Source organism: Streptomyces sp. AHA2 (assembly GCF_036857595.1).
Lineage (GTDB): Bacteria > Actinomycetota > Actinomycetes > Streptomycetales > Streptomycetaceae > Streptomyces.
Window position 1 is genome coordinate 646,154 of the sequence record NZ_JAUQWJ010000001.1, and the last position, 26,344, is coordinate 672,497.

Consider the following 26,344-nt stretch of genomic DNA (forward strand, 5'->3'; position numbering starts at 1 on the left):
GCCGGTCCGCAGGTACCTCGAAAAGCGTTATCCGTACGGTCCTTCGGCGGCTGGGTTGGCCGCAGCGAGTCCCCACGAGGAGGTGAGATGGCCGGTCGCCCGAGCACGCGCTGACGCCGCAGTCCGTTGCCGAGCACACAAGGGACCCCCGTGCCGTCCGACCCCTCCGGCGGAAACGATCCCCGCCGGCCCGCTTCCCCCGGCCTGTGGCGTGACCCCGACTTCCGCCGGCTCTGGCTGGGCCAGACCGTCTCCCAACTCGGCGAGCACGCCACCACGGTGATCCTGCCGCTCCTGGCCGTCCTCGCGTTCCACGCCGACCCCGGCGGGCTGGGTGCCCTGCGTGCGGTGGGCCAGGCACCGATCCTGCTGCTGTCCCTCTTCGTCGGCGCCTGGGTGGACCGGTGGCGGACCCGCACGACGATGGTGTTCGCCGACGCCGGCCGGGCGCTGGCCCTGGCTGCGGCCGCCGTGGCCTGCCTCTGCGGGCGGCTCGGGCTGCCCGCTCTGTTCGTCCTCGCCTTCACCGTGGGCGCGCTGTCCGTGGTCTTCGACGTGGCGTACCAGGCGTCCCTGGTACGCCTGGTACGGCGCGACCGGTTGCTGCGTGGCAACAGCGCGCTGGAGGGCAGCCGTTCGGCGGCGCAGATCGGCGGGCCCGCCCTCGGCGGGGCACTGGTGTCCCTGCTCTCGGCGCCCGCCGCCACCGCTGCCGGTGCGGTGCTCTTCGCGCTGTCGTTCCTGGCGATCCGGCGGATCCGCAGGACCGAGGCGATGCCGGAGCCTCCTCCGCGGCCCTCGCGCGTCCGCCACCGCGTCGGCGAGGGCCTGCGCTTCGTCGCCCGTGACAGGCTTCTGCGCGCGGTATGCGTGGCCTCGGCCGCCTTCCAGTTCTCCTTCGCGGCCCTGATGACCGTCTACCTGCTGTTCCTGCCGCGCGAACTGCGCCTGCCCGGCACGGTGGTGGGCCTGGCGCTCGCAGTCGCCGGGCCCGGTGCGCTGCTGGGCTCGCTGCTCGCGGCGCGGCTGCCCGCCCGGTTCGGGTACGGCCCGATGCTCGTCTGCGCGGCGGCAGCGGGCGACGCCGCCTTTCTCTGCGTGCCCGCGCTGCACGGTTCCTCCGCGGTGACGGTGGCCGCACTGCTCGTGGTGGGCTTCGTCTTCGGGCTCGGGGGCCAGTTGGTCAACGTCGCGCTCATGGCGGTGCGTCAGTCCGTCACCCCCGACGGCCTGCAAGGGCGTGTCGCCGCGACGATCACCTTCGTCGGGATGGGACTGACACCGCTGGGTTCCCTGGTCGGCGGGCTGCTCGCGCAGGCGTGGGGGCTGCGCACGAGCCTGTCGATCACGGCGGCGGGCATGCTGCTGTCCCCCGCGCTCATGGCCCTGTCGCCCCTCTCCCGCCTGGGCCGGCAACTTCCGTCCCCGCACGGGAAGTCGGCGACGGCCTGACGGCCCCGAGACCCGGCGGACTCCGCGGTCCCGTTCCCGCTCCGAGGGCAACCCCTGGAAACGAATTCAGGTCAGCCACGTTTGTTCGGCCGGATTCGGCGCACCCGTTGAGCTAACAAGTTCTTTATACGACGAAGTGGAGACGCACCATGGGCATCATTGCTTGGATCATCATCGGGCTGCTCGCCGGCGCCATCGCCAAGGCCCTGATGCCGGGCAAGGACCCGGGCGGCATCATCATCACGATGCTCATCGGTATCGCCGGTGGTCTGCTCGGTGGCTGGCTCGGCAAGGTCATCTTCGGTGTCGACTCCATCGACGGGTTCTTCAACCTCTCCACCTGGATCGCCGCGATCGTGGGCTCGCTCATCCTGCTGGCCCTCTACCGCGTGATCACCGGCAACCGTCACTCGCACCGTCACGCGTAACCCGCTTCACCCGGCTCACGCCTGCCGGGCGCTGCGCACTCATCTGAACGGCTCCCTCCCCTCGCGGGACGGGAGCCGTCAGTGCGTCGGGGCCCGCTGGACGGCATCGCCGTGGCCGGGCACCGCCGAACCCGGGTCAGTCGTGTGAAAGGCGTCGGTCACGGGCCCGGGCTGCCCGACCCGGCCAGGTGGACACGGGCATGCTGGTGGCCGTCGCCGCCGGCGCTCCCCGCGGGCACCGCGGCGACCTGCGGACTCCGTGTGGCGCGACAGGCGAGGGGAATCGGGTGGCGGACGACCGTCGGGCCGGCGACCGGCCGGAACCGGGTGCGGGCGAAGTCGACGAGACCGAGGCGGATGCGGGCGTGCTGGCCGACCGCCTGAAGGAGCGCATCTACGCGACGATCACGATGATCGCCGTGGTGGTCGGCCTGTCCCTCGGTGAAGTCGGCTCCCTCGGCGCTCTCGCCACGGTCCTGACGACGGCGCTGGGACTGTGGCTGGCGGCGTTCGTCGCGGACCAGCAGGCGCACCGCACGGTCCACCGCCGCTTCGCCACCGGCCGCGAACTGCGGCGCATGCTGTACGTCAGCAGCCCGCTGCTGTCGGCCGCCGTCGGCCCGGCCGTGCTGATCGGCCTCGCTGCCCTGGACGTCCTGTCCCTGGACACCGCGCTGTCGGTCGCGGCGGGCGTGGCTGTCGTGTCGCTGTTCCTCTGGGGCTGCCTCGGCGGGCTGCGCATGGGCGGCGGTGCGCTCACCGCGATCGCGGCGGGCGTCGTGGACGCGGCGATCGGCGTGGCGGTCGCCCTGGTGAAGGCGGCGGCCGGACACTGACGCGGCGCGCCGCCGCGTCAAGTCAGCTCTTCTGCTCGACCAACCGGCTGAAGGAGGTCATGCACGGGGTGCAGTGCCGGTCGGCCTCGACCTGATCGGGTTCGGCCGGTTCCAGTGGCCGTCCGCACAGGGTCACGGTGCCCTGCTTGGCTTTCACGTGCCACACCATGGCCGTGCCGGGCTCATCGGGGCCGGGGCACATCTCGTACATGCTTCCCCCATAGGACAGGCAGTTGCTCGGTCCAGCAGACCGCACCTGCCCGGTCCGCGCTCCACGAGGGCGGCCGTCCGGGTGACGGGCCCGGCACGCTGCGCGCCCGGGGCCGGCACGGGTCGAGTCGAGCGCGGCGGCGCCGGCGTCGAGTCACCGGACCGGCCGCAACGACGGGCTACGGGATATCGATCGCTTCGGCGCCCCGGCGTCGCTAGCCTGACCGGCCATGAAGCAGCGGAGGCAGAAGAAGCTGTCCCACCGCCTCTTCGAGGCGATCCTGTCCGGCGACGCCAGGAGCGTGGAGGCTCTGCTGCGCAGGGGAGCGAGTCCGGAGAGACGGGACACGGACGGCACCACCCCGCTGTACCTCGCAAGCGTTCAGGGGGAAGCCCAGGTGGCCCGCCTGCTCATGGAGGCCGGGGCTGCCCCCGACACGCCCAGCAGGGGAGCCGGGGCGGAAGGCACACCCCTGTGCGCGGCCGCCTGCTGGGGGCACACCTCGACCGTCCGGGAACTGTTGGCGCACGGCGCCGATCCCCACCTCCGCGAGGACGAGGGCACCGGCTGGTCCCCGCTGGACTGGGCGAACCACGGGCCCCACCCCGACACCGCCGAGATCCTCAGGGCAGCGGGAGCACGCGGCGGGGCGGATCCGCACGCGTGAGCGGAGAAGGACCGCCAGGCGGGCCGGCTCGAAGGCGGACGGCCCCCCTCGTTCACGCACTGGTGCCCCCCTCTCGCGTCATGGTGTCGGACCGACCCAATACAATCCGGTCGCATGCCGAAGCCTGACGAGCTGATCGTTGACATCGCCGCCCGTGTGGAGTCCGGGCAGAGCACTCGGATGTCCCTGACCGTGGTGACCGGTGGTGCCGTCATCACCGGTCGCCTCGCACCCGAAGCCGTATGGCGCAAGCGGGTGTCCGAGGTGCTGACCGACTCCGCCGACCTCGGCGAGTTCTCCGCCGCCTTCGACGCCCCCGGCCGGAAGGACGGGCCGCCCACGCATCTGCACTTCCACGTCGCCCGGATCCTGCAGGGAACCGTGGGCATCCCCGAGACGGGCGGGATGTACCGCGTCGCGATCGAGGACGTCAGCGCCTGGACGGTGGGTGACTTCAGCTACTCGGACCAGACGACGCGCTGACCCTCCGTTCGCCCGGGGAACGCCCCCTCGACCCGCGAGGCCCGGCCGGTGCCGTCCGGCCGGGCCTCGCGTCCAGGGAGTGGTCACCCGGCCGCCGCCTCCGTCCATCGCTCGGCGAGTCGGGACCTGCGGCCTCGCGGCGCGAGAGCCGCACGCGGGGGCGCCGGGGGTCCGGTCCTGGTTCGTCACCGTGCTACCCCCACCATCCGGACAGCAGCACCGGCCATGAGGGCACGGCCTGTGCGGCCGGGATCCGCGGCAGGCGGCCGGGTGCCCCGCACTCGAAGACACGTCGGCAGGGCACCGCGCTCACGATGTCTTGGCCCGCTGACGCGCCCGGTAGGCCCTCAGGTTCGCCGCGTTGCCGCATGTCTTCACGTCGTGCCAGACACCACTGTTGTTGCGTGAGCGGTCGTAGAAGGCCGTGCGGCAGCGAGGATTGCGGCAGGTCTTCAGCCGGCGAGCCGTATCGGCGATCTGGGCTCGGAGCAGCGCGGCGAGAATCATGGACACCAACTTGCGCCAACCGGTGCCCCGGGGCTCCATGTGGACCCGTCCGTCCGCATCCAGTTGCAGCGTGGCCGCCGCGGTCCGTATCCCCGTGGACGGCGGGCGGGTGCCTGCGGTGCCTTCGGCGAGGAGTCCGTGCAGCTCGTCCCGCAGGGCGCGCAGTTCGACCAGGCCGACCACATCGACCTCGACCTCAGGTGCGGGCAGGCCGGTGAGCACCGACCAGTCGCCTGTCGCCTGCTCGGCCCACTCCTGCGCGCTCGCTGCGTCGGCGAACAGGTCGGGCTCCAGTGGTATCCCCGCCGCGACCGTGTTCAGGAAATCCTGCACCAGTGCGAGGTCGCCCGGCGCGGTCTCCAGACCGTATCGCTCCGTCGCCTGCCATGCCATTCGTCCAGCCTCCTCCGAGGGTCTTTTCCCATCCTCGCACATGTGCGAAAGATGAGTGGGTCGTACGCTCCTTACTCGTAGCGATGCGCATCAAGCTGTGGTGTGAGGTGATCCATCCCGACCTGAGAGGGAACCGGCTCAGGACCACGAAGACCGGGCGGGTGCAACACGGGCCTGGCCGCTCTCCTCGTGTCCGTCATCGGTAACGGCGACATCCCCGAAATGCTTTGACTTGTTACCCGCGTCAGTCATCCACGGGACCTGCGAAATTCTTCCACCGCCGGAAGAGATGACCGCGCTGCAGCGGGAGAGTGAGGGGGAAGTCGTGGCCTGGTGAATGCGCCGTGAGCACCTTTCGTGAAGAGCCGTTGCCGCGCCTCGGGCCCTGGATCGCCGGTCGGGCCGAGCGGAAACCCGGGTGGGGGTGCGGTCGGACGCTGCCGGGCCCGTCTGGCGGTCAGCCGGGCGTGGCCGTTCGGGGTGGTGTCGGCATCCGGCGGGACGGGCTCGCGCTGCGCTCCGAACACGGTTTGCCGGGGGGTACGGCGACCGTGCCGGGCAGTCGCACGCGGCGCAGCCCGTCGGCACAGGAGCGGCCGGGAGGTGAGTCGTTCATGGCGTTACCTCGCTGTCGGTGGTCGTGGTCCGCGCCCGGTGAGTGGCGGGACACCGCGTGAAGTCACAGGAGCCCGGACCTTCTCCGGAGGTGAAGGAACGGCGGGTCGATCAGCGCCGCCCCTCCTCTCCGTCCCGGTGGTCGAGTCGTGAGTCCCGGACCGGACGGTCACGAGGCTGGTCCCCGGACGCGGCGACGGCGGCAGGAGGCAAGGCTCGCGCCCCGGGGTGAGGGCGACGGGCGGACGCCGATCGTCGCCACCCGGAAGGGGAGGACCGACGGCGGCCTCTCCCGTCGGCTGGGTGAGTGGCCTCCTTCCCTGCGCCCGCGACGCGGGGCTCGGCGCCATGGCAGCGCAGGCCGGGCAGTCATCCTCGCAGCGAGGCGAGCAGCTCCACCAGCGCGTCGATGTCGTCGCCCGTCGTGCGCCACGACGACACGGAGATACGCATCACGGGCACGCCCTGCCACACGCTCGAACCGAACCACACCGCTCCCGACGCCTGCGCCGCGGCGATGACGCGGGCCGTGTCCTGCGGTGTCGCCGCGTGGGCGATGATTTGATTGAGGACCACGCGATTGACCACCGTGTACCCGGCTTCGCGCAGTCCCGCCGCAGCCCGCTCCGCCAGTGCGACACTCCGCTCCACCAGGTCGGCGACCCCGTCGCGACCCAGCGCCCGCAGCGCCGCCCATACCGGAACTCCACGGGCCCGGCGGGAGAACTCGAGGGTGAGGTTTCGCTGGGCGTCGCCGTCGGCCTGTGTGTACGCGGCCTCGGAGGTCATCGTCCGGGCGAGCGCCGCACGGTCGCGGACGATCACCATGGCGCAGTCGTAAGGCGTGTTGAGCCATTTGTGGCCGTCCACCGTCCAACTGTCCGCCAGGTCCACGCCGTCGGCCAGTGCGGAGTGGGCCGATGCGCGGGCCCAGAGCCCGAAGGCACCGTCGACGTGCACCCACGATCCAGCTTCTCGCGCAATCGGGACGACGGCGGTGAACGGGTCGAACTCGCCGGTGTTCACCTCGCCGGCCTGGAGGACGACGATGGTGTTCTCGTCGAGCTCCGGCAGTTGTGCCGGGTCGATTCGGCCGTACCGGTCGACCGGAGCGGTGACGATGTCGTCGGTTCCGAACCCCAGGATGCGCAGAGCCTTCTTGACCACCACGTGGATGAGTTCGGATGTCACGACACGGACAGGCGGTGCTCCGTGCAGCCCTCTTCGGTCGAGATCCCAGCCACGGCGGGCCAGCAGCGACCGGCGGGCGGCGGCGACCGCGATGAGGGTTCCCGCGGAGGCGCTGGTGACGAATCCCACGGCGCTCTCGCGCGGCAGGTCGAGGATGTCCAGCAGCCACTGCCCGGCCACCTTCTCCACCGCTGCGGTGACGGGCGAGGTCACGTGCCCGAGGGCTCCGTTGTCCCAGGCGAGCACCAGTCTGTCGGCTGCTGCCGCCACCGGAAGGGTTGCTCCCACGACGAAACCGAAGTAGCGGGATCCGTTGGTCTCGACCGCCGCGGGGGACCCGACGTCGTCCAGGAGCGCCAGCGTCGAGGCGTTGCCCAGTCCCCGGGCCGGAAGTGCTTCCTCGAATCGTCTCAGCCCTTCAAGGGCGTGGGCGGAGGGGAAGACCGGCCGCTGCCCGATCCCCGCGGTGTAGGCGCGTGCACGCCGGTCGGCCTCCTCCAGGAAGGCGATTTCGCGTTCGACGTCGTTGTTCATCGTTGCCTGCCTGTCTGGAGGAGTGGATCGGGTTGAGGGGAGCGGGCACCGGACGGCCGCGTGTCACCGTTCGAGGTGGACATCCTTCAGATCCAGCAGGATCGCGGCCGCCTCGTGGATCGCCGTGTTGTCCTCCCGGCGCAACAGGACCCGCCGGCGCGTCGGCACTATCAGGCCTCCGAAGTCATGGTGCTCGCTGGTGTAGTGCGCGACCAGCGGGTTGCCGTTGACGTCGGGGGAGTAGTCCATGCGCCGTTGCAGGCCGGTGTCCGCGTCGAAGTAGTAGGTCTGTACCGAATTGTGGCTGGGGAAGGAGCCGGGGAAGGTGACCTCCAGCCGACGCCAGGTCTCTCCCGCTTCGCTCCACGGCTCCACCTCGCGCGTGGTGATGCCGGGCAGGGTGAACAGGTAGGGCTCCAGCAGGTACATACGTGTCGCGTAGGAGATGAAGTAACCGGTCTGTGGTGCGGTCCACGGGGTCTCCCCGGTGAAGCCGCTCATGCTCGCCCGGGGGTTGTCGAGCTCCTCGGCCACCGACCCGTCGGCCCGGGAGATGACGACCCGGTCGGCCTGGGCGTCGAACGACACGGACCGGTCCTTGCCGAAAGGGCTCATCCCGATGTGCGGGCGACGCAGGTCGACGGTGACTTTCTCCATGCCCAGCAGGTCGGGCTGACCCTTGAAGGCCCAGAAGCCCCCGTGTACGTGGACGGTGGCCGACACGCGTACGGCCTCCTCCCACAGTTCGAGGCCACCGTGCTTCTCGATCACGAACTCGACCAGGTCGTTCATGGTTTTCTCCTTGTGTCGCCCGTCCAGAGGGGCGGTCGGGTGGGTCTTGTTGTGAGCAGGGTCCTGCGAGCCGCGCTCAGGAACTGTTCCGACAACGGTGAGCCGGTCGTCGCCCGGGAGAGCATCAGGGCGCCCACCGTGGTGGAGAGCGTGGCCATGGCCTCGCCGGTGAGGGGAAAGTCCGAAGGGGTTCCCGTACTCGATCAGTGCCGCGCCCGGGCGGCCTCCCGGCTGTGACCGCCGACAGGCTCACGTGTGTGCCCTGCCGACGGAACAGTCCGGACGCTGCTGCGATCAGATCCTTCGGGCTTCGAGCAGCGAGTTCACCTGATGAGCGAGGCACGGGGGACCCCTCCCTGCCTGGATCGGATTACGGCCGTAAACCGATGTCGCGAGCAAGGCTAACACTCGGATGCCCACATGTCAGTAAGAATCTTTACGTCTATGTCTATGTTCCTAGTCGCTGGTCTCTGGCTGTTGGGCGGGTGGGTCGGTGCCGGGTTCGACGGGCGGCGTTCGACCTGCCTCCCTCTGAAGCGGTGTGCGAATGCGGCCAATGGCTGACAACGACTCCTTGCGGCCTCTCATCCCAGTCCCGCCCTTTCGCGCGGGGGACCGGGTGCTGCGGCCTCCCTTCCTCGCCCCCCTTCTGTCCGCTGCTGAATGCGCGACATAGGTGTGTTAGTTTTGACTATGTCTTACGGTGGTAGTTGGCGTCGGAAGCCGACGCGGCGCAATGCGTTCGCCCGGCCAAGGAGGAGTCATGGCGACAGTCGTGGTGCTGGGCACCCTGGACACCAAGGGAGAGGAGCACTTGTTCCTCGCCGAGGAGGTGCGGGCACGCGGATGTGACGTCGTCATCGTCGACGCGGGCATCGTCGGCGAGGCTCCCGCCAGGGTCGACGTCTCCCGCCACGAGGTGGCCGCGGCGGCCGGTAGCTCCACGGAAATCCTCGCCGAGGCGGGCAACCGTGCGGTCGCGGTCGCCACGATGGGGCGGGGCGCGGGCGAGGTCCTCAAGCGCCTGCGCGCCGAGCGCAGGCTCGACGCGGTGGTCACGCTGGGCGGCGGGAGTGGCACGACGCTCGCCGGGATCGCCATGAACGAGCTGCCCGTCGGGGTGCCGAAGCTTCTCGTGTCCACCATCGCGGCCGGGGACATGCGCCCTCATGTCCGCGGCACCGACCTCACCACGATGTACGCCGTGCTGGACATCGCCGGGCTCAACCCCATCACCCGGCGGATCCTGCGCAACGCCGCCGGGGCGGTGGCCGGCATGGCGGGCATCGGTCGAGAGCCCGAGACCGATGGCCGGCCCCTCGTCGGAGCCACCATGTTCGGCGTGACCACCCAGGGCCTGCAGGCCGCCCGGCGGCGCCTGGAGGAGCACGGATACGAGGTGCTCGTCTTCCACGCGACCGGTTCCGGCGGCGAGTCGCTGGAGGCGCTGCTGCGCGCCGGTTTCCTCACCGGCGTTCTCGACATGACGACCACCGAGCTGGCGGACGACCTCGTCGGCGGGGTGATGTCCGCAGGGCCCAAGCGCCTGACCGCGGCCGCCGAGGAAGGAATTCCGCAGGTGGTTTCCGTGGGCGCACTGGACATGGTCAACCTCGGCGCGCCCGGAAGCATCGCTCCGGAGTTCCGCGACCGCCACCTCTACAGCCACGCGACGACCATGACCCTGATGCGCACCACCCCCCAAGAGTCCGCCGAACTGGGCAGGCGCATCGCCGACCGCCTCAACGTATCCAAGGGCCCGGTGACGGTGTTCCTTCCGCTGCGCGGGATATCGGCCATGGCCGTCCCGGGCGGGGAGTTCCACGACCCGCACGCGGACGCCGCCCTCTTCTCCGCCCTCAGACAGAACCTCAGGCCGCAGGTCCAGCTCGTCGAACTCGACACTCACATCAACGACGAGCGGTTCGGCACGGCGATGGCCGACCGGCTGATCGCCATGCTGGCGGCATAGCCGCCCACCCACCAAGGAGCAGTCATGTCCAAGGATGCAGTCATCCAGCAGTTCAGGGCCGAGATCAGAACGGGGCGCCCGCTCATCGGGTCCGGGGCGGGAACCGGGTTGTCCGCCAAGACGGCGGAGAACGGCGGGGCGGACTTCCTTGTCGTCTACAACTCCGGTCGCTACCGGATGGCGGGCCGCGGCTCGCTCGCCGGGCTGCTCGCCTACGGCGACGCCAACGCCATCGTGCTGGACATGGCCGGCGAGGTGATTCCGGTCGTCTCCCGGATCCCGGTGTTCGCCGGCGTGAACGGCACCGACCCCTTCCGCGTCATGCCCGCGTTCCTCAAGGAGGTGAAAGCTGCGGGCTACTCCGGGGTGCAGAACTTCCCCACCGTCGGAGCCTTCGACGGCATCTTCCGGGAGAACCTCGAAAGCACCGGGATGGGGTACGACAAAGAAGTGGCCATGATGCGCGAGGCGGGGCGGCTCGGACTGGTCACCGCGCCGTACGCCTTCACCGAAGCCGAGGCCGAGGCCATGGTCAAGGAGGCGGAAGCCGATGTCCTGGTCGCCCACATGGGCCTCACCAGCTCCGGTACGATCGGCGCCTCCGCGGTGCTCCCTCTGGACGACGCCGTGGCCCGGACCCAGCAGATCGCTGACGCCGCCCGCCGCGCGGCGGGCGGGCGGCGGCTCATCGTGCTGGCGCACGGTGGTCCCATAGCCACCCCGGAGGACTGGCAGTACGTGCTGGAACGGGTCGACGGCGTCGACGGCTTCCTCGGCGCCTCCAGCATGGAGCGCCTCCCGGCGGAGCAGGCCATCACCGAAACGGTCGCGCGCTTCAAGACGGTCGAGGCGGGCGTAGGGCGGTGAAAGTCCGCATGCCGCCGGGTCGCATCGGACCGGCGCACCGCACGCGCCGTACCCGAACCCCGTCGACGCGACGGCCGGCGGCGCCGTGAGAAGAGGCAGAGACCACCCGCCTGCGGACCGACTGCGCACGAACCGCTCTGTCCAGGACGCTCCGACCTGTCTGAGGTCGGTCGACGTACGTCGGCGCGCGGAGGAGTGCACCGGGGCAGCACAGAAGCGTGCCACCGACGGTGCCGGGCCGGCCAGGCCTCCGGGTCGTGCAGCCGAGACACCTCTCCGGCCGGCTGCGCGTGGTCAGACGACCCCGCAGCCCTCCAGGAATCCCGAACGAGCCGCAGGAGCGTGCGCCACCGCGCACCAGCTAGGAGGAACCATGATTTCGATCCGATTCGACGAGTACGGCACACCCGGATCTCTGTACCTGGCCGAAGTCGAGGCGACGCATCCCGGGCCGTCGCAGGTGCGGGTCGCCATCGAGGCGGCGCCCATCAATCCCTCGGACTTCATGCTGGTCGAGGGACGCTACCCCTTCCGTCCCGAACTCCCTTCGCCGGCGGGTTCAGAGGGCGTGGGCAGGGTCATCGAGGTGGGCCCGGCGGTGACCTCGGTGAAGGCAGGCGACCGTGTCCTGGTGCTCCCGTCCGAGCAGCCGGGGACCTGGCAGGAGGAAACCGTCATCGACGAGCGGTTCGCGGTGCGCGTCTCCGGGGACACCGACCCCCATCAGCTCGCAACCGTGGGCATCAACGCAGCGACCGCCCACCTGGTCCTGCGTTACGGCGGGGACCTGCCGACGGGCACCTGGATCGCCCAGACCGCCGCGAATTCGGGGCTCGGCAGCTTCATCCGCGCCCTCGCCCGCAGGAAAGGGCTGAGGATCCTCGACATCGTGCGCCGCACCGACGCCGCCGAGGCGCTCCGGGAAACGGGCTCTGACGCCGTCGTCGTCACTGACGACGACTACACCGGGAACGTCGCCGAGGTCCTCGGCGACGAGCGTCTGGCGCTGGTGCTCGACGGTGTCGGCGGCCCGGTGGTGAGCGGCCTCGCCCCCTTCCTGGCGCGTGAGGCCGGCATCGTCAGCTTCTCCGCGTTGAGCGGCCAGCCGGTCACCATCCACCCGATGCACCTCAACTTCAAGAACCTGCACGTCCACGGGTTCTGGTTGAACAACTGGCTCGACTCCGCGCCCCGTGAGGAGATCGAAAGTCTCTACCGGCACATCGACGGACTCATCTCCGACGGCACGCTGTCGACCCCGATCGAAGCCGCTTATTCCTTCGAGCAGTTCGCCGACGCGATCCGCCACGCACAGTCGACGGGCCGCGACGGCAAGATCGTTTTCAGCACCACGGGTAACGGGAAAGCCCGTTGAAGGCCGCGTCGTCCAGGACCCCGATGCGTGGATCCCGTTGGCCGTCGTGGACTGTCCCGACCCCGGCAAGCCCGGCGACGGGGAGGTGGAAGTGCGGATCCACGCCACCAACTTGAGCCACACCGACGCCCGTGTGGTGCGGAGCGCCGAACACCCCGATGGCCGTATTCCGTTCGCGGACTGCGCCCGAGTAGTGGAGCTCACTTGGGCCAGGTCGTCGTCGCACTCTGACCCGGCCCTCGCTGCGAGCGGCGCACGTCACGCCATTTCACCGGCTCCGCCCGGTCTCACCGAAAGAACAACCATGACCAGCTACCTCTTCGACACGGCCGACACGCGGTACGCCGACACACCCCACGGCGAACTCGCCTACCGAGAGATCGGCCCTCGCACCGGCCGCCCGATCGTGCTCCTGCACCGGTTCCGCGGCACCTTGGACCACTGGGACCCGGCCTTCCTGGAGGTACTCGCGGCACAACGCCGCGTCATCACCTTCGACAGCGCGGGCGTCGGATACTCCGGCGGCAGGACACCCGACACCGTCCACGGCATGGCGGAAGTCGCGCTGTCCTTCCTCGATGCGCTCCGACTGGAGCAGGTGGATCTGCTGGGCTGGTCCATGGGCGGCTTCATCGCCCTCGACCTGGCCCTCGACCACCCCGACCGGGTGAACGCACTCGTCGTCGCCGGCAGTGGCCCCGGCGGAGTCCCCGGCAGTCCGGGACCCGACCCGCGCGTCCCGGAGCACGCCATGCGTGAACACAACGTCGACGAGGACTTCCTCTTCCTCTTCCATCCCGAGACCGAGGAGGCCCGTGCCGCGGGGATCGCCAGCCTGCGCAGAATCGACCGGCGACTGGCCGCGTCGGGGCAGGACGCATCGCCCGAAGCGCGCGGAGCCCAGATGAACGCGATCGTCCAGTGGAGCGGTGGCCACGGCTCCGCCTGGAACCGGCTCGGCGAGATGACCGTACCGACCCTGTTCGCCAACGGCGCGCACGATGTCATGGAACCCGCCTATCAGACATACGCCATGGTCCGCGCCGTGCCCGGCTCGAAGGCCCTCCTCTACGGCGACGCCGGCCACGGTTTCCTCTTCCAGCACCCGGGCGACTTCGGTGTCGAGGTGCTGCACTTCCTCGGCTGACCCCCGGCCCCCACCGCTTGCCGACGAACGGTTCCGCACGTCGCGTCGCGTGAGCCTTCCAGCCGAGGGGCCATGACCGGCACCCTGCGAGATCACCGGCCCGTGAGCATCCGGATTCGCGGCACCCGCGGGACGGCACCGGTCAACGCGACCCGCGCGTCCGTTCTGCGGGTGCCGAGCGAGTGGAGGCCGAATGACCGGTGGCCGACCGGCCGGCCGACCGAAGGGTCCGCACAACGCACCGCCGAGCCGCGCTTCGGCCGGGACCCCGCCGTGACGACGCTCGGCGCTCGGCCGGCTTGCCGATGCAGTGCCCGGGGTGCAGAAGCCGGGGGTGACATCCGTATCGACGGTGGACATCACCCGTGAACGCAGGTGCCCGCCGCCTCGGGTGGGCTGGCCGGGCGTTCGTTCTCCTGCGCGTACGACGTCCTCGGCCGGGTCGACCGGGGAGGGCGTAGGGCGCCCTTTGTCAGAGCCGCGCCTGACCGTTGGACGCGGTGGTGCCTCCGTCGACGGCCGGGAAGTGGAGGACCGGTGCCACATCTTCCCGTTCGCCCGGCCGCCCCAGCACGACACGTTCCTCGATCCTGGCGGTGAGCTCCGGGCCGGCAGTGACACCGCGCCCGTCCAGTCGCCCGCCAGTCCGGAGAGGCTGCTCGAGGCCGTCAGAGAGCCGCCGCGAGCGCGGCCAGGCCCGACTGCCAGCCTGGAAAGAGAAACACGACGAGTGCCCACAAGCAGGTCCGCGCCCGTGTCGAGCACGTCTTCGCCCGCATGAAGACCTGGAAGATCCTCCGCGACTGCCGCCTCAAAAGAGACGGCGTCCACCACGCCATGCTCGGCATCGCCCGTCTGCGCGACCTCGCTCTCGCCGGATAGGCAAGCAGGCCGCACAGCGAGCCACCATGCCCGAGGTAACCAGAAGATGATTCACGGGACAGGCCTTAGTCGAGCCGTTCCCGGCTCCGGCCGGTGATCACGACAGCGGCATCGGCCCGTACACACGCGTCAGCGGTGTCCAGGCCGGTGCCGCTGCACCGCCGCCCGCCCCTGGTGAGGGCGGAGCGGGGATCTCAGGAACCCAGCTCGATCGGAACGCCGACCAGCGAGCCGTACTCGGTCCACGAACCGTCGTAGTTCTTCACGTTGGTGTGGCCGAGCAACTCGTGCAGGGCGAACCAACTGTGGCTGGAGCGCTCGCCGATGCGGCAGTAGGCGATGGTGCCGGTACCGAAGTCGATGCCCGCCTCCTCGTAGATGCGGGCGATCTCCTCGTCGGACTTGAACGTCCCGTCCTCGTTGGTCGTCCGCGACCAGGGAACGTTGACGGCGCCGGGGATGTGGCCCGGCCGCTGCGCCTGTTCCTGGGGAAGGTGCGCAGGTGCCAGCAGCCGGCCCGCGTACTCCTCGGGGGCCCGGATGTCGAGGAAGTTGACCCGGCCGATGGACGCCAGCACCTCGTCGCGCAACGCGCGGATCGACCGGTCCTGCTCCTCGGCGGTGTACGTGGTGGCGGGCCTGACGGTCACCTCGCGGGTGAGTTCGCGTCCGTCCAGCTCCCACTTCTTGCGTCCGCCGTCGAGCAGCACCACCTTGTCGTGGCCGTACAGCGTGAAATACCAATAGGCGTAAGCGGCGAACCAGTTGTTGTTGCCGCCGTAGAGCACCACGGTGTCGTCGTTGCCGATGCCCTTGACGGACAGCAACTGCTCGAACCGCTCCCGGCTGACGAAGTCGCGCCGGACGGGATCCTGGAGCTCCGTCCTCCAGTCGATCTTGACGGCGCCCCGGATGTGGCCCGCGTCGTAGGCTTCCGTGTCCTCGTCGACCTCGACCAGGACCACTCCTTCCGTGTCCAGGTGTCCTTCGGCCCAGTCGGCCGACACCAGTGCGTCCGTACGGCTCACGGTCATCTTCCCTGTCGTTCTCGGTGAAGTGAACTGCTGCTCCTGATCGGTCCGCCCCATGCTCGCGACCGGGGACGGACCGGTGCCTGTCCTAGCGGACGGCCGACACCACGTACTCGATGACACCGTCCTCGCGGAAGCGGCCCTCGCCGATGAAGACCGACGTGTTCAGCCACGCATAGCGCGGGTCTCCCGTCTCGACGGAGAAGACGACCCGCGCGTACTGGTCCCCGAAGTCGGAGGGGCGGCCGTCGGTGAGCGCGGCCTGCGTGGCCTCGTTCAGCTCGATCAGGCCGGTGCCCTGGACGTAGAGGTTCGCCCCGTCCGCGGTGACGGCGGTGTAGCGGATGTCGGCCCTGGCGTAGCCGTCGGGGGCGGCGACGAGCCAGTCGCCGCCACCGGGCAGCAGCGCTGCGTCCAGGCCCTCTCCCCTGATCGTCCCGGCAGCGGCTTCGACGAAGCGGCGTAGTCCCGCGGGCCCCGCGCCGACGTCGGCCACCTTTCCCACTTGGACCGAGATGATGAAGCGCTCTTCGAGATGCATGGCAACCTTCTTCGGCCACCGCCCGGAAGGGAGGCGGCGCAGTTGATGTGTGTGAAACAGGCTATACCCAATAGATTATGTCTGCTCCGTGGGTTCCGCCACCTCAGGTCTCCTGCCGGGGGCACTCGCCGTTCGATCGCGGGCGGGGGTGACCTCGGGGTGCCGGCCTTCCCGGCGTCGGGCGCGGGCGGCACGCAGGTCGGCCGCGCTCCGCATTGCGGTGAGGCGCTCACGGTCCGGGAGCGAGGCGACCTGGCGTCATCGCGCACCGCGTGGGGCCGTGAAGGCGGTCCGGTCGTCCGACTGTCGCAGCGTCACGGCGACTTCCGGGATGATGGTGCCGGTCTGTCCGGCTTCCCGGCCCTCGTCGCGCTGCTTCACCGGCTTTGGCGGGAACGCGGCGTCGCAGTCGGCAGGTGCGCGCCCGCAGAGGTGCTCGGGCGCCGGTGTGTCGGTGTCTGCTTGGACCGCTCGCCTGCGACAGCCGTGCGGGCGAACGCGCACCAGGAGGTGGCTGTCGCCGTGTCGGCCGGCAGGTTCTTCGTGTCCGTCGCCGGCGGTGTTCAGGAAGGCCTGACGAAACTCAGGCCGCCCGGTGCCGGGTGCACGCCCGGTCGGGCCTTGGCGTCCATTGTCGTGCCTCGCTGGCGGGCGCCGTGGGCGCGCAAGGGATCGTTCTTTCTCGGTGCGACATAGGCAAAGCAATTTGACTTCTGTCCACGCGTGACGCAGGGTTGAACCGAGGGCGATTCAGGGCGGCCCTGCTCGGCCGACCGCCTCGCCCGCCCAAGGAGAAGATCATGATTGTCGTCACCGGTGGTAACGGCAGCCTTGCCCGGAAGACCATCGCCCATCTTCGGCGTACGGCCCCCCACCAGCGCGTTGTAGCGGCAGCCCGGCGGCCCGAAGCGGCCGCGGATCTCGGAGTGGAGGTCCGGTACGCCGACTACGACGATCCCCGCTCGCTCGTGAGCGCCTTCGCCGGAGCGGACCGGCTGCTGCTCGTTTCCGGAACCGCATTCGGCCGACGGATAGCGCAGCACAAGGCAGCCGTGGACGCCGCAGTCGACGCGGGAGTCGGCCACATCGTCTACACGAGCGCCCCCCGCGTGGATGCGACCGACCTCGTTTTCGCCCCCGAGCACATCGGCAGCGAGCGGGCCATCCAGGAATCCGGTGTAGATTACACCTTCCTGCGCAACAACTGGTATCACGAGAACTACGCGCCCACGATTCTCGAGGCCGTACGCACCGGTTTCATCGTGGGCAGCGCCGGCGACGGAGCGTTGGCCAGCGCGGCGCGCGAGGACTACGCGGAGGCGGCGGCCGCCGTCGTGACCCGGGACGGCCACCGCAACAGCACGTACGAGCTCGCCGGTGACACCGCCTGGACGTACGCGCAGCTCGCCGCCGCGATCGCCGAGGCCACCGGATACCCGGTGACCTACAGGGATCTGGAGCCAGAGGAGAGACGGGGGCGGCTTGCGGCAGCCGGCGTCGAGGCGAGCGGCATCGAGGCGATCGCGGGCATCGAGGAGAACATCGCCCAGGGCGCGCTGGCACTTGCCGACGGTTCGCTGAGCCGCCTCATCGGCCACCCGACCGAACCACTCGCCGACGGCGTCCGGCGCATACTCGCCGGCTGATCTGCGCGCGTGCAGGCTCCCCCCTCGCCCTTCCAAGTGCCGCCGGCAACGACACCGGAGAGGTTCCGCGTGACATCAATGCAGTTCAACGCATACGGCTCACCCGCTACCGTCCGTTCGTCGACGACGAGTTCCTCCTGCCAGGGCCCCGGCCGCTCCGAGGGGGAGGACCAGGACGCGGTCGCCCACTGCGGCCAGGGACACGTCCGTCCCCGTCTCCACCACGGTCCCGGCGCCCTCGGAGCCGGCCGGGGAGGGCAGCCGCGGGTGGAATCCGTGGATTCCGTCCATCAGCATGAGTCCGAGGGATGCAGGGGCGGCCTCGGCGCGTACCCGCACCTCCCTCGGGCCGGGACGTGGTGGCCCGGCGTCGGCCGGGAAGGCTCGCCGTGGGCGGCAGCCGATTCCGACGTCGGACGGTTCGTTGTCGCCGTGGCCCGGCGGGCTGCAATGCGCGCTCAACGTCGTGCGCCGGCGGGATGCGGTCCAGCCGTTGCCGGGCGCGGGCGCTGACGCACGCCGTCCTCGTGAGCGGCGAGGTCCTGCCCGACCGGGCGGGCGAGGCACCGGGAGACCAACGCCTCACCCCGTCACCTACGCCCCACCCGCGAACCCGTCGCCATCAACCGATGCACCTCGCTGTCAAGAACCCGCGCGTCCACGGATTCCGGCCGCACAACTGACCCGACCACGCGCCCCGCGCGGAAGTCGTCGGTGTCTGCAAGCAGTCGTCGCGGACGCCACGGAGAAGTCCTCTTCCACCCCACCCAGACAGGAGCCCACTGATGAAAGCCGTCATCGTCGACAGACCGGGAGAGCCCGACGCCCTGAGCGTCGTGGAGCTCCCGGACCCGGGGAAGCCGGGTCCGGGAGAGGTGCGTGTGCGCATTCACGCCTCCACCCTCAACTACAACGACACGCTGGTCATCCGTAACCCCCGTACACCCGCCGGCCACATCCCCCTGGCGGACGGCGCCGGAGTCGTGCAGGAGGTGGGTGAAGGAGTCACCGACCTCGCCGCCGGGGACGCCGTCTTCGGCTGCTTCTTCCCGCAGTGGCTGGACGGGGGCCCGACCGTCGACAACTTCAGCACCACCCCCGGCTTGGGTCTGCCCGGCTACGCCCGGGAGGTCGTCGTCGCCCCCGCCGCCCAGTTCGAACGGGCGCCCGCGGGCTACAGTCACGCCGAAGCCGCCACCCTGACCGTGGCGGGCCTCACTGCCTGGCGCGTGCTCTTCTCCGACGGTGGCCTGAAGCCCGGTGACAAGGTGCTCATTCTCGGCACCGGGGGAGTGGCCGTCTTCGCCCTCCAGTTCGCCAAGCTGGCCGGCGCCACCACCGTCGTGACGTCGTCGTCGGACGAGAAGCTGGAGCGCGTGCGGCAGTTGGGAGCCGACCAGGTCATCAACTACCGGAGCGAACCGCAGTGGGGCGACCGCGTCCAGGAGCTGACGCACGGCGGCGCCGACATCGTGCTCGAGGTCGGGGGGCCGTCGACGCTTCCGCAGTCCATCCGCGCGGCCCGGATCGGTGGCCTCGTGTCACTGATCGGAGTGTTGACCGGAACCGCGGGCGAGATTCCCACCGGCGAGCTGAACATGAAGCAGGTCCGGCTGCACGGCCTGGTCGTGGGCGGCCGGCGACAGCAGCGCGACATGGTCAGGGCACTCGACGGCGCACCGCTGCGACCGGTCATCGACCGGACCTTCGAGCTCGACCGCCTCGGCGACGCTCTGGAGTACTTCTCCTCCGGCGTTCACCTGGGCAAGGTCGTCGTCGAACTCTGATCGCCCCGCTCCCGCAGGACCTGGACGTCGTCATGACCGACCTGTTGAAGACCCTGATCAACACCTACGGCGGCATGGAGCGGTGGCGGAGGATCCGCACCGTCACGGCGCGCAGAAGGTTCGGCGGCGTGACCTGGCCGATGAACGGCGTGTCGGGCATCCTCGACGACGGCTCGGTGACCGTCCTCGGTCCAGGGAGAGGTGGGCGGCATCGCCGTGCCGCGCACCCGGGTCGTCCACGGCCGGGGACAGAACAACCGGCCCCACCCGGAGCCGATCATCGTCTCGATCGGCCTGGAGGACATGGTCGTCCGCTGATGAGCGGCCGTCGTCACCGCCGCCCGGCCGGACCGGTGAGCGGCCGGCAAGTGAACCGATCAGGAGAAGAGACATGACGACAGAGGACGTGCGGCTCGCTGTGTACCGGGGATTCGCGAGCACAGGCCACGCCCCTGCGACGGCCGCGCTGGCGGCCGCCACGGGGCAGTCGCCGGACGATGTGCGGACCGCCCTGCGGCAACTGCACGACAACAGGGACCTCGTGCTGGATCCGGCCGACCCCGAACGGATCGTCATGGCACACCCGTTCTCCGGTATTCCTCTGCACTTCTCCGTGATGGGGCCCGACACCCTGTGGTGGGGAGGCTGCGCCTGGGACTCCTTCGCCATCCCGCACCTGCTGGACGGGCTGCCGGACGTTCTGGCCGCGACACGCTGTCCCGCATGCGCCACCCCGCACGCCTGGACGGTCACCGCCGAGGCGCCTCCGAAGGGAAACCAGGTGGCGCACTTCCTCACCCCGGCGAGTCGGGTGTGGGACGACGTGGTCCACACCTGCCGGAACCAGCGCCTGTTCTGCTCCGTCGACTGCGTCGAGGACTGGCTGGGGCGCACCGGTGAGCAGCGCGGCTACGTCATGGACCTGCCCACACTGTGGCGGCTGGCCCGAGGATGGTACGCGGGCCGGCTCAACCGCGGCTACCGGCGACGCGACCCGGCCTCGGCTGCGGCCTACTTCGCCTCGGTCGGTTTGCGGGGGCCCTTCTGGGGGCTGCCCGAGGACTGACCGGTTCCCAGCCTGACGGTTGGTGGATGCCGGAGCCACCCGATACCCACACTCCGCCCCCGCACGTCACATCGTGGTGTGCGGGGGCGGAGTTTTCCCCTGCCTGCCCTTGACACTCCTTCCGGCTATGTTGATGATTTCATCGAACTTGATGACTCATGGATTCGAGGTAGGGATGACAAGCGAAGCCACCCGGCAGGGGACGGGCACCGCCGACGGGGTGCGCGAGCACGTGGATGTGTTGATCGTCGGTGCCGGCCTGACAGGCATCGGTGCTGCCTGGCGTCTTCACTCAGCCCTTCCGCACAAGAGCTACGCCGTCCTGGAGGCGCGCCAGGCCATCGGCGGGACCTGGGATCTGTTCCGCTATCCCGGAATCCGTTCCGACTCGGACATGCAGACGTTCGGGTACGCGTTCCGCCCCTGGCGAGAGCCGCGGGCCATCGCGGACGGCGCGTCGATCCTCGACTACATACGGCGCACCGCCGCCGAGGCCGGCATCGACCGGCACATCCGATTCCGCCACCGGGTGGTCAACGCGTCCTGGTCCACTGCCGACGCCTGCTGGACGGTCGACGTGTGCCAGGGCGACGACCCGGCGGTCATCACGACCATGACCTGCAAGTTCCTGTACATGTGCACCGGCTACTACCGGTACGACCGAGGCTACGCACCCTCCTTCGAAGGGCAGGAGCGGTTCACCGGCCGGATCGTCCACCCGCAGCAGTGGCCCGCCGACCTGGACTGCACGGGCAAACGCGTGGTCGTGATCGGCAGCGGTGCGACAGCCATCTCGCTGGTTCCCGCCCTGGCGCGCACTGCGGCCCACGTCACCATGCTGCAGCGCTCCCCGACGTACATCCTCTCGCTGCCGGCCGAGGACCGACTCGCAAGCGCCCTGCAGCGACTGGTCGGCAAGCGGGCCGCCTATCCGCTGGTCCGCTGGAAGAACATTCTCCTCAACGCCGTGTCCTACCAGTTGGGCCAACGCGCCCCCGGCGTCAGCAGGGCCTTCATCCGCAGCCGGATCAAACGCCTGCTGCCCACGGGCTACGACGTGGACACCCACTTCAACCCGCGCTACAAGCCCTGGGACCAGCGGCTGTGCGTCGTGCCGGACGCCGACCTGTTCAAGGCCATCGGCGAAGGACGTGCTTCCGTGGTCACCGACCACATCACCACCTTCACCGAGGCGGGCGTGCGGGTGGCATCGGGCGAGGAACTCGTGGCGGACATCATCGTCACCGCGACGGGCCTGGACCTGCTCGGCATGGGAGGCGCCCGGCTCGTCGTCGACGGCACGGAGGTGGTTCTCTCGCAGACCACCGCCTACCGCGGCACGATGCTCAGCGGCGTGCCCAACCTCGCCTTCACCATCGGTTACACCAACGCCTCGTGGACCCTGAAGGCCGATCTGGTCAGCGACTTCGTATGCCGCCTGCTGGCGTACATGGACCGCCACGGCCACCGCCAGTGTGTCCCCGTCGAACCGGCCGGGACGCTGCACCGCCCCCTGCTGGACTTCTCCGCCGGCTACGTCCAGCGGTCCATCGACCGCTTCCCGCGGAGCGCCGCTCAGGATCCCTGGCGCTCCGGCAACAACTACCTGCGTGATCGCTTCACCTTCCGGCACGCCCGCCTCGACGACGAGACACTGCGGTACTCCACCCCCGCCTTCTCGGGCCCACACACCACACGGACCCCGTCATGACCGCGCACAACGACCTGCCGTCCGACACCTTCCACCGCGCTGACGTCACCTTCCCCTCGCAGGGCGAGGACTGCGCAGCCTGGCTGTACGGTCCCGCCGGCGCCCAGGGACCCCGACCCTGCGTCATCCTCGCGCACGGCCTGGGAGCCACCCGCACCGGCCGGCTGGACGCCTTCGCCGAGCGTTTTGCGGCAGCGGGCTTCAACGCCCTCGTCTTCGACTACCGCTACTTCGGCGACAGCTCCGGACAGCCGCGTCACCTGACGTCCATCAAGGCACAGCTCCGCGACTGGCGTGCCGCCGTCGACTTCGCCCGCCGCGTGCCCGGAGTCGACCCCGCCCGGATCGCGCTGTGGGGAACGTCCTTCAGCGGCGGACACGTGGTCCTCACCGCGGCTGAGGACCCTGCCGTGGCAGCCGTGATCTCCATGAACCCTTTCCTGGACGGTCGCACCACCCTGTTCGGCACACCGCCCTCGCAGGCCCTCGCTCTCGGCTGGGCCGGCCTGCGCGACACCGCCCGTGCTGTGCTGAACCGCGCCCCTCACCTGGTCCCCGCAGTGGGCGGCGCCGGCGCGAAGGCGGCCATGGCGAGCACTGAAGCACTGGAGGGCTTCCGGGCGATGTTCCCCGCAGGTTCGCCGCCGTCGACCGAGGTCTCCGCCCGGATCCTGCTGCGCCTCGGCCACTACCGCCCAGTGACCCGCGCCACCCGTGTCGTCTGCCCCTGGCTGCTCCAAGCCGGCACCACCGACGACATCACACCGGCCGGCCCTGTGCGCCGGGCCGTGGCCCGAGCCCCCCGGGCGCAGATGTCCCTGTACGAGGGAGGCCACTTCAGTCCCTACACCGGCGCCGCCTTCGAGCAGGTGGTCGCTGAGCAGATCCGCTTCCTGAGCGAGCATCTCCGCTGAATCGGCGGCCCCTGCCACCGCCCTTCACGGAAGGCCACGCCGCGTCTCCCGGCCGCCGTCTCACGGACCGCGCCCGCCGGACGATCACGCGACTCGTCCCTGATTACCATGACGCCATGACACAGTCCCCGGACCGCCCCGCCAATCGACACGAGCGCCGCCGCGCGGCCACGCGCAGCGCGCTCATCGGGGCGGCGCGCGAGATCCTTGCGCAGTCCGAAGGCACAGATGTCAGCATTCAGCGCATCGCTGAACAGGCGGATGTCGGCTTCGGCTCTTTCTACAACCACTTCTCCTCCAAAGCCGAACTGTTCGAAGCGGCGGTGACCGACGCCCTGGAGGAGTACGGGCGCAGGGTGGACGCTCTCACCGCCGACATCGAAGACCCTGCGGAGGTGTTCGCGGCCAGTGTCAGACTGACCGTTCACCTGGTCGAATCGGCCCCGCAGATCATGCAGATCCTGCGTCGGCACGGCCTCGGCCAACTGAGCAAGAACAGCGGCCTCGCCCCGCGTGCCCTACGCGACCTCGAACGGGCTGCTTCTTCCGGCCGGTTCCAGCTGAGTGATCCCCACACTGCGCTCTTCGCCGTCGGCGGTGCCCTCATCGGGCTGGTGGAGTACCGCTCCAGCCATCCTCAGCCGTCCGACCCGAACACCGGGCAACACGTCGCAGAACTTCTCCTACGCATGCTCGGACTGCCCGCGGAGGAAGCCCGCGAGGTCGCCTCACGGCCCCTGCGCACCGCGTTCGATCAGTAGCGCCGCGGGCAGACGCGTCGGCAGCGGCCCTCCCGGGGGCTCTCTCCGGGACCCGGCAGGTCACAGCCGCTGCCCTCGCGGTGGCTGGTCTCCGCCGCCGCGCGCACCGCGCTGCTGGAGCCCGATGGCCTCCAGCGATGACGGCTGTTCCCACCGCGCCGGCAGGCCGCCCTTCAGGTGAACGTGCATGCCTTCATTTTGATGACATCATCATTTATGATTTCCCCTGGCAGTTCGGCCCGTTTGCTCGCTCTCAGTAGCTGGAGATCCCTTGCCCTCTGCTTCCGGCCCCTCCCCGGCGCGCGCTGCGCACACCGCCCCGCTCCCTTCGTCGCCCCCACCCTTGAGCGCCGCCGTGGACGTCCATGCCCACTACATCACTCCGTCGCTGCGGCAAGCCATGATCGCCGCAGGGCACGACCGCCCCGACGGAATGCCCGCGATTCCGGACTGGAACGTGCGGGACACGCTGGCTTTCATGGACGCGACAGGCATCGCCGTCTCCATGCTTTCGGTGTCCTCTCCCGGAGTGCACCTCGGTGACGCCTCCTTCACGCGGATCCTGGCACGCAAGGTCAACGAGGAGGGCGCCGCCGTGGTCCACGCTCACCCCGGCCGCTTCGGCCTCCTTGCCTCGCTGCCGCTGCCGGACGTCGAGGCGGCCGTTGCCGAGGCCGCCTACGCCCTCGATGTGCTGCACGCGGACGGCATCGTCCTGCTGACCAACTACGACAACGTCTGCATGGGCGATCCGGTTTTCGATCCCCTCATGGCCGAACTGGACCGGCGTCGCGCCGTGGTGCTGCTCCACCCCACATCGCCCGCCGGGTGGCACGACACCTGCCTGGGGCGACCCCGCCCCATGATCGAATTCCTCTTCGACACCACCCGCGCCGTGACGCAACTCGCGCTGAACCGGGTACTGGAGCGCTATCCGGACATCCGTTTCATCATCCCGCATGGGGGAGCAGCGTTGCCGGTCCTGGCCGACCGGATCGCGGCCTTCGCCTTCACGGAATCCGACCCGCCGGTGGATTTCGTGGCCGCCCTGGGCAAGCTGTACTACGACGTGGCGGGGTTCGTCCTCCCTCGAACGCTGCCGGCCCTCCTGGGGCTCGTCGGCCCAGAGCAGTTGCTCTACGGCAGCGACCACCCGTTCACCGCGAGCTGGATCGCCGAAGGGCTGGCCCGGACGCTCGCCACCAACGACGTCCTCACGCCCGACGGTACGCAGCTACTGATCTCCGGTAATGCGGCAGGTCTTTTCCCCCGTCTGCGGCCTTGAGTGCTCGAACGCGCCCCCCAAAGGGCGAACCTGGCGGCCGTCCCCTGCATCCGCAAGCGGGTGATCGAGCATCCGTGAGCAGGGGGGCCGGGCAGGACCTGCTCCGAAGCGGCCGGAACCCGCGGCCACCCGGATGTGCACCGCGGTGCGGGCAGGGGCTCGGTCGGAGGCACTCGACGACCCGCAGCGGGTTGATTCCTGCAACCGTACCGTGATTGACTCTGTCGCAGACGCGTCGATCGGTCGCACACGTCGTGCCGCTACTCCCTACGGACACCACGCAAGTCCCATGGCGGGTAAGGGGCAGACGTCTCCTCACCCGCAGTACCGCCCCGGTCGGCGCTCCCCCGAGCCGGCCGGGGCCCTTCGCCCAGGACACCGCGCATGCATCAGCAGATCGCCCCCGGAATCACCCAGATCGCCACGACCAAGCGGGACAACGCCTTCCTCGTCGAGGGCGATGACGGCTTCACTCTTGTCGACGTCGGTTGGGCCAAAGCCCCTGCCGCTCTCCTCAAGGCGGTGGCGGACCTGGGCCGGAAGCCTTCGGACATCCGCCGCGTCGTCCTCACCCACGCTCACCCCGACCACGTCCAGGGCGCGGCGGAGCTGCAACACCGTCTGGACACGCGGATCCTGATCCACCCCGCGGACCTGCCGTGGCTGGAAGCCGGCCGTGTCCCGCCCGACGGCAGGTCCGGTCGCACCGGGCGCCTCCTCGATCGCCTGCCAAAGCTGCACTGGACCCCTTTCCCGGCCGACGGGACGGTCGCCGACGGTGATGTCGTGGAAGGCTCCGGCGGCTTGCGCGTCATTCACACTCCCGGTCACACGCCCGGGCATGTCGTGCTGTGCCACGAACCGACAGGTACCGCTTTGATGGGTGACGCGGTGTTCCATCGCGGCGGCCTTGCCGTGGGCCCGGCGGCCCTCGCCGCCGACCCGGCTCTGCGTATCGACAGCCTGAGCAGACTTCCCCGCGGCCTGCGCACCGTCGGCTTCGCGCACGGAACCCCATTGGTGGACGCAGGCATCGGAGACTTCTACCGATTCCTCTCGGATCTCACCTCGCAGGTCTGAGGCGCCGCTCCGGGGCGTGCCGGTCCTGTCCCGTCCACGGCCGAAGCTTTCCCGGCAGCGGGGGTGCGTGACAGTCCGAGGCCGCCGTGCGGACACACTGGTCGGCCACACGCATGAAACACCTGAAGGTGAGTGACGTCTGTTCCACACCCGCGGTCACCGACATGTTT

The 26,344-nt window shown here is 70.0% G+C and carries 25 protein-coding genes and 1 pseudogene; 18 read left to right on the top strand and 8 right to left on the bottom strand.

The window, feature by feature from the left end; genetic code table 11:
• The first annotated feature begins 150 nt into the window (after nt 1–150).
• From Q5694_RS03100 to Q5694_RS03110, 3 genes are all read left to right on the top strand, one after another.
• On the top strand, nt 151–1,452 hold the full coding sequence (locus Q5694_RS03100) for an MFS transporter (protein ID WP_333930390.1): 1,302 nt from the start codon (nt 151–153) through the stop codon (nt 1,450–1,452).
• Between the two features lie 149 nt (nt 1,453–1,601).
• Nucleotides 1,602–1,880: a GlsB/YeaQ/YmgE family stress response membrane protein gene (locus Q5694_RS03105; RefSeq protein ID WP_333930391.1), complete on the top strand. Its 279-nt coding sequence runs from the start codon at nt 1,602–1,604 to the stop codon at nt 1,878–1,880.
• A 287-nt stretch (nt 1,881–2,167) separates the two neighbouring features.
• Nucleotides 2,168–2,716 carry a hypothetical protein gene (locus tag Q5694_RS03110; protein ID WP_333930392.1) on the top strand — a complete coding sequence of 183 codons (549 nt, stop codon included), beginning with the start codon at nt 2,168–2,170 and terminating at the stop codon, nt 2,714–2,716.
• A 22-nt stretch (nt 2,717–2,738) separates the two neighbouring features.
• Here the strand turns inward: Q5694_RS03110 and Q5694_RS03115 are convergent, their stop codons facing one another.
• The gene (locus Q5694_RS03115; protein WP_333930393.1) at nt 2,739–2,927 is read right to left on the bottom strand and encodes a hypothetical protein; all 189 of its coding nucleotides are present in this window, start codon (nt 2,925–2,927) and stop codon (nt 2,739–2,741) included.
• Between the two features lie 229 nt (nt 2,928–3,156).
• Here Q5694_RS03115 and Q5694_RS03120 point away from each other — a divergent pair, with 229 nt between their 5' ends.
• Entirely contained in the window at nt 3,157–3,594 is a 438-nt protein-coding gene (locus Q5694_RS03120) for an ankyrin repeat domain-containing protein (RefSeq protein ID WP_333930394.1), read from the top strand.
• Nucleotides 3,595–3,708: 114 nt separating this feature from the next.
• Nucleotides 3,709–4,077: a hypothetical protein gene (locus tag Q5694_RS03125; protein WP_333930395.1), complete on the top strand. Its 369-nt coding sequence runs from the start codon at nt 3,709–3,711 to the stop codon at nt 4,075–4,077.
• Nucleotides 4,078–4,386: 309 nt separating this feature from the next.
• On the opposite strand, the gene Q5694_RS03130 is transcribed toward Q5694_RS03125, so the two are convergent.
• The 3 genes from Q5694_RS03130 to Q5694_RS03140 all read right to left on the bottom strand — a co-directional run bounded on the left by Q5694_RS03130 (nt 4,387) and on the right by Q5694_RS03140 (nt 8,109).
• A complete protein-coding gene (locus Q5694_RS03130) occupies nt 4,387–4,977 on the bottom strand; it encodes a CGNR zinc finger domain-containing protein (RefSeq protein WP_333930396.1) in 591 nt (196 codons plus the stop codon).
• 984 nt (nt 4,978–5,961) lie between these two features.
• Nucleotides 5,962–7,317, bottom strand: coding sequence for a pyridoxal phosphate-dependent decarboxylase family protein (locus Q5694_RS03135; protein ID WP_333930397.1), 1,356 nt, complete (start codon nt 7,315–7,317; stop codon nt 5,962–5,964).
• Nucleotides 7,318–7,380: 63 nt separating this feature from the next.
• A complete protein-coding gene (locus Q5694_RS03140) occupies nt 7,381–8,109 on the bottom strand; it encodes a hypothetical protein (RefSeq protein ID WP_333930398.1) in 729 nt (242 codons plus the stop codon).
• A 763-nt stretch (nt 8,110–8,872) separates the two neighbouring features.
• Between Q5694_RS03140 and Q5694_RS03145 the strand changes: the two genes are divergently transcribed.
• The 5 genes and pseudogenes from Q5694_RS03145 to Q5694_RS03165 all read left to right on the top strand — a co-directional run.
• A complete protein-coding gene (locus tag Q5694_RS03145; RefSeq protein ID WP_333930399.1) occupies nt 8,873–10,081 on the top strand; it encodes a Tm-1-like ATP-binding domain-containing protein in 1,209 nt (402 codons plus the stop codon).
• Between the two features lie 24 nt (nt 10,082–10,105).
• Nucleotides 10,106–10,948 (top strand): phosphoenolpyruvate hydrolase family protein, encoded by an 843-nt coding sequence (locus Q5694_RS03150; RefSeq protein ID WP_333930400.1) that lies wholly within the window; start codon nt 10,106–10,108, stop codon nt 10,946–10,948.
• Nucleotides 10,949–11,321: 373 nt separating this feature from the next.
• Complete coding sequence (locus Q5694_RS03155; protein WP_333930401.1) at nt 11,322–12,323, top strand: zinc-dependent alcohol dehydrogenase family protein; 1,002 nt, start codon at nt 11,322–11,324, stop codon at nt 12,321–12,323.
• A gap of 304 nt (nt 12,324–12,627) precedes the next feature.
• Nucleotides 12,628–13,470, top strand: coding sequence for an alpha/beta fold hydrolase (locus Q5694_RS03160; RefSeq protein ID WP_333930402.1), 843 nt, complete (start codon nt 12,628–12,630; stop codon nt 13,468–13,470).
• A gap of 677 nt (nt 13,471–14,147) precedes the next feature.
• A pseudogene (locus Q5694_RS03165) lies at nt 14,148–14,352 on the top strand (transposase); the annotation flags it as partial.
• 194 nt (nt 14,353–14,546) lie between these two features.
• Here Q5694_RS03165 and Q5694_RS03170 read toward each other — a convergent pair.
• Nucleotides 14,547–15,380: a sulfurtransferase gene (locus Q5694_RS03170; RefSeq protein WP_333930403.1), complete on the bottom strand. Its 834-nt coding sequence runs from the start codon at nt 15,378–15,380 to the stop codon at nt 14,547–14,549.
• 91 nt (nt 15,381–15,471) lie between these two features.
• Nucleotides 15,472–15,924 carry a DUF3237 domain-containing protein gene (locus tag Q5694_RS03175; RefSeq protein WP_333930404.1) on the bottom strand — a complete coding sequence of 151 codons (453 nt, stop codon included), beginning with the start codon at nt 15,922–15,924 and terminating at the stop codon, nt 15,472–15,474.
• An 800-nt stretch (nt 15,925–16,724) separates the two neighbouring features.
• Between Q5694_RS03175 and Q5694_RS03180 the strand changes: the two genes are divergently transcribed.
• Nucleotides 16,725–17,570, top strand: coding sequence for an NAD(P)H-binding protein (locus Q5694_RS03180; RefSeq protein ID WP_333930405.1), 846 nt, complete (start codon nt 16,725–16,727; stop codon nt 17,568–17,570).
• A gap of 99 nt (nt 17,571–17,669) precedes the next feature.
• Here the strand turns inward: Q5694_RS03180 and Q5694_RS34785 are convergent, their stop codons facing one another.
• Complete coding sequence (locus tag Q5694_RS34785) at nt 17,670–18,137, bottom strand: alcohol dehydrogenase catalytic domain-containing protein (protein ID WP_443040799.1); 468 nt, start codon at nt 18,135–18,137, stop codon at nt 17,670–17,672.
• A 218-nt stretch (nt 18,138–18,355) separates the two neighbouring features.
• On the opposite strand from Q5694_RS34785, the gene Q5694_RS03190 reads away from it, so the two are divergent.
• From Q5694_RS03190 to Q5694_RS03210, 5 genes are all read left to right on the top strand, one after another.
• The gene (locus tag Q5694_RS03190) at nt 18,356–19,357 is read left to right on the top strand and encodes a zinc-dependent alcohol dehydrogenase family protein (RefSeq protein ID WP_333930407.1); all 1,002 of its coding nucleotides are present in this window, start codon (nt 18,356–18,358) and stop codon (nt 19,355–19,357) included.
• 391 nt (nt 19,358–19,748) lie between these two features.
• The gene (gene merB, locus Q5694_RS03195) at nt 19,749–20,423 is read left to right on the top strand and encodes an organomercurial lyase (RefSeq protein ID WP_333930408.1); all 675 of its coding nucleotides are present in this window, start codon (nt 19,749–19,751) and stop codon (nt 20,421–20,423) included.
• Nucleotides 20,424–20,598: 175 nt separating this feature from the next.
• Nucleotides 20,599–22,134 (top strand): flavin-containing monooxygenase, encoded by a 1,536-nt coding sequence (locus Q5694_RS03200; RefSeq protein ID WP_333930409.1) that lies wholly within the window; start codon nt 20,599–20,601, stop codon nt 22,132–22,134.
• Complete coding sequence (locus Q5694_RS03205) at nt 22,131–23,048, top strand: alpha/beta hydrolase (RefSeq protein ID WP_333930410.1); 918 nt, start codon at nt 22,131–22,133, stop codon at nt 23,046–23,048. Before Q5694_RS03200 ends, Q5694_RS03205 begins: the two co-directional genes overlap by 4 nt.
• A gap of 116 nt (nt 23,049–23,164) precedes the next feature.
• Nucleotides 23,165–23,809 (top strand): TetR/AcrR family transcriptional regulator, encoded by a 645-nt coding sequence (locus tag Q5694_RS03210; RefSeq protein ID WP_333930411.1) that lies wholly within the window; start codon nt 23,165–23,167, stop codon nt 23,807–23,809.
• 60 nt (nt 23,810–23,869) lie between these two features.
• Here the strand turns inward: Q5694_RS03210 and Q5694_RS03215 are convergent, their stop codons facing one another.
• Nucleotides 23,870–23,998 carry a hypothetical protein gene (locus Q5694_RS03215; protein WP_333930412.1) on the bottom strand — a complete coding sequence of 43 codons (129 nt, stop codon included), beginning with the start codon at nt 23,996–23,998 and terminating at the stop codon, nt 23,870–23,872.
• A gap of 166 nt (nt 23,999–24,164) precedes the next feature.
• On the opposite strand from Q5694_RS03215, the gene Q5694_RS03220 reads away from it, so the two are divergent.
• Entirely contained in the window at nt 24,165–25,094 is a 930-nt protein-coding gene (locus Q5694_RS03220; protein WP_333930413.1) for an amidohydrolase family protein, read from the top strand.
• Between the two features lie 384 nt (nt 25,095–25,478).
• Nucleotides 25,479–26,174, top strand: a complete 696-nt coding sequence (locus Q5694_RS03225; protein ID WP_333930414.1) for an MBL fold metallo-hydrolase — start codon at nt 25,479–25,481, stop codon at nt 26,172–26,174.
• Nucleotides 26,175–26,344 lie beyond the last annotated feature (170 nt).

What these genes read in the sequence shown, in the direction of transcription:
- Q5694_RS03105 (WP_333930391.1), top strand. Translation starts at nt 1,602, where the DNA reads ATGGGCATCATTGCTTGGATCATCATCGGGCTGCTCGCCGGCGCCATC.
- Q5694_RS03115 (WP_333930393.1), bottom strand. Translation starts at nt 2,927, where the DNA reads ATGTACGAGATGTGCCCCGGCCCCGATGAGCCCGGCACGGCCATGGTG.
- Q5694_RS03120 (WP_333930394.1), top strand. Translation starts at nt 3,157, where the DNA reads ATGAAGCAGCGGAGGCAGAAGAAGCTGTCCCACCGCCTCTTCGAGGCG.
- Q5694_RS03125 (WP_333930395.1), top strand. Translation starts at nt 3,709, where the DNA reads ATGCCGAAGCCTGACGAGCTGATCGTTGACATCGCCGCCCGTGTGGAG.
- Q5694_RS03130 (WP_333930396.1), bottom strand. Translation starts at nt 4,977, where the DNA reads ATGGCATGGCAGGCGACGGAGCGATACGGTCTGGAGACCGCGCCGGGC.
- Q5694_RS03135 (WP_333930397.1), bottom strand. Translation starts at nt 7,317, where the DNA reads ATGAACAACGACGTCGAACGCGAAATCGCCTTCCTGGAGGAGGCCGAC.
- Q5694_RS03140 (WP_333930398.1), bottom strand. Translation starts at nt 8,109, where the DNA reads ATGAACGACCTGGTCGAGTTCGTGATCGAGAAGCACGGTGGCCTCGAA.
- Q5694_RS03145 (WP_333930399.1), top strand. Translation starts at nt 8,873, where the DNA reads ATGGCGACAGTCGTGGTGCTGGGCACCCTGGACACCAAGGGAGAGGAG.
- Q5694_RS03150 (WP_333930400.1), top strand. Translation starts at nt 10,106, where the DNA reads ATGTCCAAGGATGCAGTCATCCAGCAGTTCAGGGCCGAGATCAGAACG.
- Q5694_RS03155 (WP_333930401.1), top strand. Translation starts at nt 11,322, where the DNA reads ATGATTTCGATCCGATTCGACGAGTACGGCACACCCGGATCTCTGTAC.
- Q5694_RS03160 (WP_333930402.1), top strand. Translation starts at nt 12,628, where the DNA reads ATGACCAGCTACCTCTTCGACACGGCCGACACGCGGTACGCCGACACA.
- Q5694_RS03175 (WP_333930404.1), bottom strand. Translation starts at nt 15,924, where the DNA reads ATGCATCTCGAAGAGCGCTTCATCATCTCGGTCCAAGTGGGAAAGGTG.
- Q5694_RS03180 (WP_333930405.1), top strand. Translation starts at nt 16,725, where the DNA reads ATGATTGTCGTCACCGGTGGTAACGGCAGCCTTGCCCGGAAGACCATC.
- Q5694_RS03190 (WP_333930407.1), top strand. Translation starts at nt 18,356, where the DNA reads ATGAAAGCCGTCATCGTCGACAGACCGGGAGAGCCCGACGCCCTGAGC.
- merB (WP_333930408.1), top strand. Translation starts at nt 19,749, where the DNA reads ATGACGACAGAGGACGTGCGGCTCGCTGTGTACCGGGGATTCGCGAGC.
- Q5694_RS03200 (WP_333930409.1), top strand. Translation starts at nt 20,599, where the DNA reads ATGACAAGCGAAGCCACCCGGCAGGGGACGGGCACCGCCGACGGGGTG.
- Q5694_RS03205 (WP_333930410.1), top strand. Translation starts at nt 22,131, where the DNA reads ATGACCGCGCACAACGACCTGCCGTCCGACACCTTCCACCGCGCTGAC.
- Q5694_RS03210 (WP_333930411.1), top strand. Translation starts at nt 23,165, where the DNA reads ATGACACAGTCCCCGGACCGCCCCGCCAATCGACACGAGCGCCGCCGC.
- Q5694_RS03215 (WP_333930412.1), bottom strand. Translation starts at nt 23,998, where the DNA reads ATGCACGTTCACCTGAAGGGCGGCCTGCCGGCGCGGTGGGAACAGCCG.
- Q5694_RS03225 (WP_333930414.1), top strand. Translation starts at nt 25,479, where the DNA reads ATGCATCAGCAGATCGCCCCCGGAATCACCCAGATCGCCACGACCAAG.